This window comes from Secundilactobacillus mixtipabuli (genome assembly GCF_002217925.1).
GTDB lineage: Bacteria > Bacillota > Bacilli > Lactobacillales > Lactobacillaceae > Secundilactobacillus > Secundilactobacillus mixtipabuli.
Genome location: NZ_BCMF01000063.1, coordinates 1 through 241, shown reverse-complemented (window position 1 = coordinate 241; position 241 = coordinate 1). Strand labels below are relative to the sequence as shown.

1 rRNA gene is annotated in these 241 nt (G+C 51.9%); it reads left to right on the top strand.

Going from position 1 to position 241, the window contains the following annotated elements:
- Window positions 1-241, top strand: a 23S ribosomal RNA gene (locus tag IWT5_RS12010); the annotation flags it as partial.

Genomic DNA, 241 nt, shown 5'->3' with positions numbered 1-241 from the left:
GATAGGAGAGCGTTCTAAGGGCGGTGAAGCTAGATCGCAAGGACTAGTGGAGCGCTTAGAAGTGAGAATGCCGGTATGAGTAGCGAAAGATCAGTGAGAATCTGATCCACCGAATGACCAAGGTTTCCTGGGGAAGGCTCGTCCTCCCAGGGTTAGTCGGGACCTAAGTCGAGGCCGCAAGGCGTAGACGATGGCCAACAGGTTGATATTCCTGTACTAGTAAGATATGTTTGAGCGATGG